Origin of the sequence: Microcoleus sp. C2D2 (genome assembly GCF_036702495.1) — a bacterium.
GTDB lineage: Bacteria > Cyanobacteriota > Cyanobacteriia > Cyanobacteriales > Microcoleaceae > Microcoleus.
In genome coordinates this window covers 23,843-29,730 of the sequence record NZ_JAUBTO010000104.1, presented here as the reverse complement: position 1 = coordinate 29,730, position 5,888 = coordinate 23,843, and the positions used below count along the sequence as shown (strand labels likewise).

Here is a 5,888-nt window from a genome sequence, read left to right as displayed (position 1 = left end):
TTGTGCGGCACAACCGCAATTTTTAACGCGCGAATCGCTTTTTGATTCACGCGCGGCGCGAATTCACGTATTCGATACCATAACCCACGACAAGGCACATAAAATACTTTGTGAGGTAACGCCCGACGAATGTCAGTGGGCTAAGTATTTCGGCTTACGTGTAATGACGGTAAATGATGTAGCCGCTTATTACGGATTGAAGACCAAACATCTCAAGCAGACAATCGGTTCGGACGGGCCCGTGTTGGGCGAGTTAATCGAAGGCGGTTTATTGGTACTGCGGGATAAAGCTTTAGAGGAAGCACTGCTGAAATTGAACCTACCGCAAACCAAAGAACTTTTACTGCTACCACCTCAAGCGGTTATTCGGCTGTGTCTGTTTTTACCTGCACTTCCCGCTGTGGTGAGAACTTTTAATGCCCTTTGGGACTACGTGGTAAGCAAGGGTCTTGACGAATCTACCCTATCGGACTGGGAAAGTACGGTTTATCGGTTCACCTCGATTCACTGCGACCGAATTGGGGCTGACCGAGAACTGGCAGACCGCTTAAAAGCAGAAGCTAAAAGCCTCAATTTATACCCTTACATCCAACATTTTGGAGTACAAGATTGCTTGGAAACGTGGTTTGCTGTGTTGGCTTACAAGGGAGAGTTCCCGCCGCCACGGGGCAACTATTACATTAGAAAGCACCTTTGGGCTGACAGAATATCCGATGTTTGCTTGCGCGAGTAATTTACGCGCGACTGTCCCGTAAGTAATAGAAAACCTAGGTTTAGTTGCCTAGGTTTTTTTAGTTTGAGTATTTTTACGTTGGCCTCGAAATACTTGAGCCTTACACTTCCTTTTTCTAGTCTATTTTCACCTTTAGCCGCCTAACACGGGCGGCTACACCAGAAAATACACTCAAAGACACTCATTTATTAGGCAATTACAACATTGTACTTTTTCGCATAAAAGACTTTCGGAAGCCTAATGGGGTTAAGAATATTTTTTCGTATAAAAGCGCGAACAAATCGTACTTAGCCTATTTACCTTCATTTTCACAGTTAGCCGCCCGTGATAGGCGGCTACACCAGAAAATACACTCGAAAGCAGAGACAATCTCCCCTACTTCATTCACACTATGCAGAGGATGTGAGTGAAGGTTTCCTTCTTCCGTGCCAGGCGATCGCCAATAAAAAACCGCCCTTTTTAGGGGGCGGTCGGTAGGTGGGCAAAAACTGGGCTAGACTTGACCGAAAGAAATTAAAAAACTTCTATGATTTTGGTTTCTTCACTTACTCCAAGATAGTGCCTGAGAATCACATCTACACTGTTGCCACAGGATGTGGCGATATACAGCAAAGCGTTATTGTCATGTTTGTTGGCGTGCGCTGTAAGGGTAATGTAAGTGTGACGGGTATGGTAAGGACTTAGGTAGCCTGATATTTTACCTTCGTCAGCTAGTTGAGTAACTACACCAGGGTACGTGTACTCCACTTCTGTGCCATCAGTGAGTATTCTTTTTTGTTTGTAGCCTAGCCAGTTAATCCTAATACCGCCAGATGACATAAACTTACCTTTCTTACTGGGGAAAACTAAATTATTTGAACTTTCACTTTTTAGATGTAGCAACAACTCTTTTAAACGAGAATTATCACTAAAGTAAAAAAGCCTTACTTCCCCTGTTTTTGTTTCTTTGACTGCACAGGTTGACTTACCCAACGATTTGCTGAAACGAATTACGTTTCGTTCAAAGTCAACATCCTTCCACGTAAGCGGTAACGCTTCTGATGTACGACACCCCGTCACAAAGTAAAATTCAATTAAGGGTGCATACGTCTTGACGCTACTTTTTTTAGACTCATAAAAAGCTTTAATGATGATGTCGCATTCTTTTTTTATGAAAGCACGTCTGTCATTCTCAAGGTCTTTTTCGTCTAATACCTCATGCCATTCTTTTTCCTCTCCATTCACTATTTTAGGCGCGTATTTTTGCTGTGTTGTTACTTCAGGTGTACTGAACTTATCTAAAACAAAAGGGTTGTCAGTAGTTGAGTTAACTAACATTCCCTTCGTTTTGCAAAATTCAAAAGCTCGATTCAGTTCAGCCACAAAGTATGATTTGTGGAAAATTTTTACGCCTCCAATGGTGATTGCAATTTCGGTTTTGTTGTCTAATTGAACAGTTGATAAGTTTACGTCAGATTGAGAATATTTATTAATCTTCCTGTTCCAAACTTTGCCGTGTAAGGCATTAGACAAGGTGGTAAACGTTTCTTTGAACGTAGTCTCCTCAACAACAGTCTTCTTCCACTCTAGGTACGCTTCCCACATCTCCCCTGCTGTGATTTCAGGTTCTGGTTGTTTAGCGCCTGGTAATTGAAGCACATCAGCGAGTTTGGCGTATTTGGCACCGCCAATACCGTACTTGGCAAGGGTAGGGTCAAACAGTTTTTCCCACTCTGGGTGGTCAAGGTCAGCTTCGAGTGCGATAGCTAATTGGGTAGCTCGCTTCCAGTCTTCTGGGTTATCCCGGTAGCCGTACTTACCTATTCCTAGGCACTTAGGCTTACCGTTAAGTGATTTACCGTCTAACTGTTCCCACAGTGGGTTATGGCGCTTGGGGAAGCGCAAGGCAAGGGAGCCTTTGTCAGAGTACACGGTCACATCGCAAGTTTGGGGACGTTTGTCGGCTCTCATGGTTGTTTCTCCTGAAACTATTGGTTTATCAAGGTTCTGATTTTCTAGATTATTTCTAGATTATTGCTCTAGCCTGTATTCCCTGGCTTAGCCGCCTAACATAGCCGCCTATGCTTCAGAACATCATAGCAAACTTTTAGCCAATATCCATAAATCGGACAATATCTTTCCGAAAGCAACACATCTTTAGCAACTCCATTCACAGCCCCCGCAATTAAAGCACCCAAATAACGGCAAGCATCGACACAAGTAGCAGCACCGTGAGTAGTTCTCGAACTTTCAGCAGATTTTTCTATTACTTCTAAAGGATTTTTAGCATAAAACAAAGGCACGGGAGCCAAACGCATAATCGAACCGTTTCCAGCAGTCCCAGCATCGGTAGAACCGCAGTAAGGTTTTTTTGTATCTTCAAACTGCCAAAGTGCTTGTTGCACCGTATTGCCAATATCAAAACATTCACCCGTACTGCTCAAATGTCCGTCTCGTTCCCACCGCAAATAAGTTTCTAACTGATGGACTGGATCGAAACCTTGTTTCTCAATCAAACTTTCAGCCAAACAAAGTGCCATCGAAGTATCGTCCGTCCACTCGCCCGGTTGCAATCGAAACGGGCCGCCGCCCATCATATCGTTAATAGGCGCAAACGTTCCGGGGCGATGGAACTCTAAAGTTGTTCCCAAAGCATCGCCCACTGCTAAACCGAGAAGACTGCCGCGATAACGTTCTATTTGTTGCATAACGTAATTGAAAATTAATAATTAGTAAGCGCTAGTGAATTCAAAACCATTTCTCTCAGCATCTTATCTACCTGTATAACAATCGATGCCAAACTTGTCAAATTCTCTCATTCTCTCTTTTCTTAAATCTCTTTCTCTGTGTTCTCTGCGCCCTCTGCGGTTCATTAAAACAAAATCTCGTCCACACTCGATACCAAATTTGTGAACTTCTCTCATTCTCTCTTCAGATCTCTTAAATCTCTTTCTCTGTGCCCTCTGCGCCCTCTGCGGTTCAATAAAACAAAATCTCGTCCACAAACGCAATAGAATTGCCCTAGCTGCCGTTAAAAATAAAAAAACAAGACTTTCCCCCCCAAATGCTGAGGCAAAAGACGACTCAGGCTAATATTGATGTTAACCTGTCCCTACCAGAGATCAAACTCTCCCATGACACCCGATGCCTCCGCCGGAGCCGCTGCCGCCCCTCAATCAACACCCGAAGTCAGCTTAGAGTTGCAAGTCCGACTCAAGACAGAAGATGGACAGCTACTGTTGCTACTCCCCCCAGAAACTAATAGCGAACCCGCAACAGCCGCGGCCTCGACTTGGACTGAACTTTGGCAGCAGCTAAAAGTCAGGCTGAATGCAGGAGAACGCTTTTGGCAGCCAAATGCAGAAGTACAATTGATCGGGAACGATCGACTTTTAGATATCCGCCAACTGCAAGAGATAGCCTCGGCCCTTGAGGAAGTGGAACTGCAACTCAAACGAGTCCACACCAACCGCCGCCAAACCGCCGTTGCCGCAGCTACGGCAGGCTATTGTGTAGAACAACAGCCTGCGGTTTCTTCCCTGAATAAAGCCACTGCCGAAAAACCGCAATCGCTGGCGGAACCTTTATATTTGCAGATGACAGTGCGATCGGGCGTAGAAATTCGTCATCCAGGCACCGTCGTACTTTTGGGAGATGTAAATCCCGGTGGCTCAGTCATCGCCGGAGGCGATATCCTAGTTTGGGGCCGTTTGCGGGGCGTCGTGCACGCCGGTGCCGCTGGCAACACCAAAAGCGTGATTATGACCTTGCAGATGGAACCGATGGTGATTAGGATTGCTAAGTATGTTGCCAGAGGCCCAGAAACCTCACCCGCTCAGTTTTTCCCGGAAGTCGCCTATGTGACGCCTCAAGGGATTCGGATCGGTAGAGCCTCTGATTTTGACAAATCGCAGTTAGTCGGGGGTAATGAGTAATCTGTAATTGGTCATTGGTAATGGGTAATTGGTCATTGGTAATGGGTAATTGTTAATACTATTTCTCTTTAAGCCTGCAGTTGATAATTTTTGCCTTGGCTAAATCAGTCACTAAAGGACGATTTTAAAATTAAGTGCAAATTGATAGAGGATTAGTAGAACAAGGAGAGTTTTGAGTGTTGAGTTAATTTACTGAATAACAGGTTTCTGCCAAATTCCCCAATAATTGCTAACGATCGACCAAGAATAAGACAAATTATCCATTGTCAATTACCAATTACAAATTGCCAATTACTAATTCCCAATCACCAATTCCCAATAAATCTAAAATCGCTTATGGCTCGCATTATTGTTGTTACATCAGGCAAAGGCGGGGTAGGAAAAACTACCTCCACAGCCAATCTCGGCATGGCTTTAGCTAAGCGGGGACGCAACGTTGCCGTAATTGATGCCGATTTCGGTCTCAGAAATTTAGACTTGCTGCTGGGCTTAGAAAATCGCATTGTTTACACGGCATTAGAAGTTCTCGCAGGAGAGTGCCGGTTAGAGCAAGCTTTGGTGAAAGACAAGCGGCAGCCGCGTTTGGTGCTGTTGCCGGCTGCCCAAACTCGGATGAAAGATGCCATCAGCGCCGAGCAAATGAAGCAGCTTGTGGGGATGTTGGCAGCAAAATACGACTATATTTTGATCGACTCTCCTGCTGGAATTGAACAAGGTTTTCAAAATGCGATCGCCCCGGCCTCTGAAGGCATCATTGTCACCACTCCCGAAATCGCTGCTGTCCGCGATGCCGATCGAGTCATCGGCCTGCTGGAAGCCAACAACGTCAAGAAAATCAACCTGATCGTCAACCGGATCAGACCCGCAATGGTGCTGGCAAATGATATGATGTCGGTGCAAGACGTGCGGGAAATCCTCGCCATTCCGCTGTTAGGCGTCGTTCCCGACGACGAGCGCGTCATTGTTTCCACCAACCGAGGCGAACCATTAGTATTGTCGGAAACGGCTTCTTTAGCTGGAACCGCCTTCGACAATATTGCCCGCCGCTTAGAAGGCGAAAAAGTTGAATTTCTAGATCTCAATCCCCGTCGGGAAAACTTCTTCACTCGCCTCCGCAAGTTCTTAAACACTAAAATTATGTGATGTGCTTATTGGCGATCGGTCTTCAACAGCAGGGACTGCATCACAGAAACTAGCCGAGATTTTCCTCCCCTGATACCACTTCCCCAAAAAAATGAAAC

5 protein-coding genes are annotated in these 5,888 nt (G+C 45.3%); 3 read left to right on the top strand and 2 right to left on the bottom strand.

The annotated features are described in order from the left end of the window. On the top strand, positions 1-733 hold a 733-nt coding region (locus QUB61_RS26785), incomplete at its 5' end, for a hypothetical protein (RefSeq protein ID WP_333128407.1). 513 nt (positions 734-1,246) lie between these two features. On the opposite strand, the gene QUB61_RS26780 is transcribed toward QUB61_RS26785, so the two are convergent. Beyond that, on the bottom strand, positions 1,247-2,683 hold the full coding sequence (locus tag QUB61_RS26780) for a tyrosine-type recombinase/integrase (RefSeq protein ID WP_333128410.1): 1,437 nt from the start codon (positions 2,681-2,683) through the stop codon (positions 1,247-1,249). A gap of 95 nt (positions 2,684-2,778) precedes the next feature. Then, positions 2,779-3,420 (bottom strand): ADP-ribosylglycohydrolase family protein, encoded by a 642-nt coding sequence (locus QUB61_RS26775; RefSeq protein WP_333128412.1) that lies wholly within the window; start codon positions 3,418-3,420, stop codon positions 2,779-2,781. 426 nt (positions 3,421-3,846) lie between these two features. Between QUB61_RS26775 and minC the strand changes: the two genes are divergently transcribed. Beyond that, on the top strand, positions 3,847-4,647 hold the full coding sequence (gene minC, locus QUB61_RS26770; RefSeq protein ID WP_333128414.1) for a septum site-determining protein MinC: 801 nt from the start codon (positions 3,847-3,849) through the stop codon (positions 4,645-4,647). 336 nt (positions 4,648-4,983) lie between these two features. Further along, positions 4,984-5,790, top strand: coding sequence for a septum site-determining protein MinD (minD, locus tag QUB61_RS26765; protein ID WP_333128417.1), 807 nt, complete (start codon positions 4,984-4,986; stop codon positions 5,788-5,790). The last annotated feature ends 98 nt before the right edge of the window (positions 5,791-5,888 follow it).